Below are 1081 nucleotides of genomic sequence, written 5' to 3'. Positions count from 1 at the left end.
TACCCGTGTCAGGAAGCATCGTTGGATTGGTATTGCTTCTGATCTGCTTAGGCCTCCGTATTGTTCCCGTCTCCATCATTGAAGACGGAGCAGGGTTTATATTATCCTTCCTTCCATTGTTGTTCATCCCGGCAATGACAGGAGTGATAAACTATCCGTCTCTCATTTCATTCAATGGTCTGATGCTGCTGATTACAGTCGTTCTGAGCACCATCGTCACGATCATTGCGGCTGGATTCGCCAGCCAGCTATTAGAGAAAAAAGCAAAAAAACGGGAGGAGAAAGAGAAATGCAGCAAGCATGCATCGCGATCATTATAATTCTTTTAACAGTTGCCGCTTATTTAGCGATGGTCAAACTCTATAAGCGATTCCCGCTTCCATTTCTTATCCCCGTTCTGACAACGACCATTTTGATTGTAGCGGCTTTGATGATGTTTCATGTTTCCTATGAAGGCTATATGATCGGGGGGAAATGGATCAATTCTTTGCTTGGGCCGGCTGTCGTGGCACTGGCCTATCCGCTTTATAAACAATGGCATATTATTGTCAAACATTGTGTTCCAATTCTAGGCGGCGTCCTGGTCGGATTATGCATGGGAATGATCAGCGGGCTGATCTTCGCAGAAGCATTCGGGATTGATCATGATCTCTTATTATCCATTCTGCCAAAGTCGATCACAACACCTGTCGCTATTCAGATCGCCGCCGGTCTTGGCGGCGTCCCTTCCATGACAGTCGTATTTGTCATGATTGCGGGCTTTTCAGGCGTCATCCTCGGGCCGCTTTTCCTAAAATGGCTTCGCATACGCAGTTCCCTAGGACAAGGCATTGCATTAGGCAGCGCCTCCCATGCACTGGGCACCTCTAAAGCATTGGAATATGGGGAATTGGCCGTATCCATGAGTTCCGTATCCATGACGCTTTGTGCGGTGCTCGGCTCATTCTTCGGCCCGCTCGTCGTCTGGCTGTTTCATATTTAACAAAGAAAGACTGCCCCGGGGGAGGGCAGTCTTTTTCGTTTAAGAAACAAAAAAATCAATCAGCGGCTGAAAATCCTTAGACAAATCAACATCATTCGG

Annotated in this window: 2 protein-coding genes; both read left to right on the top strand. The window is 47.3% G+C overall.

Annotation, left to right across the window (positions count from 1 at the left end; all coding sequences use genetic code 11):
- Window positions 1-320, top strand: a 320-nt coding sequence (locus ACWHAR_RS22840) for a CidA/LrgA family protein (protein WP_452087919.1), incomplete at its 5' end; no start/stop codon positions are given.
- Window positions 290-982: an LrgB family protein gene (locus ACWHAR_RS22835; RefSeq protein WP_003227015.1), complete on the top strand. Its 693-nt coding sequence runs from the start codon at window positions 290-292 to the stop codon at window positions 980-982. The genes ACWHAR_RS22840 and ACWHAR_RS22835, both read left to right, overlap by 31 nt.
- The last annotated feature ends 99 nt before the right edge of the window (window positions 983-1081 follow it).

Source organism: Bacillus sp. LR--39 (assembly GCF_053613335.1).
The sequence above is the reverse complement of the archived record's forward strand: the minus strand, read 5'-3'. Positions and strand labels throughout refer to the sequence as shown.

What these genes read in the sequence shown, in the direction of transcription:
- ACWHAR_RS22835 (WP_003227015.1), top strand. Translation starts at nt 290, where the DNA reads ATGCAGCAAGCATGCATCGCGATCATTATAATTCTTTTAACAGTTGCC.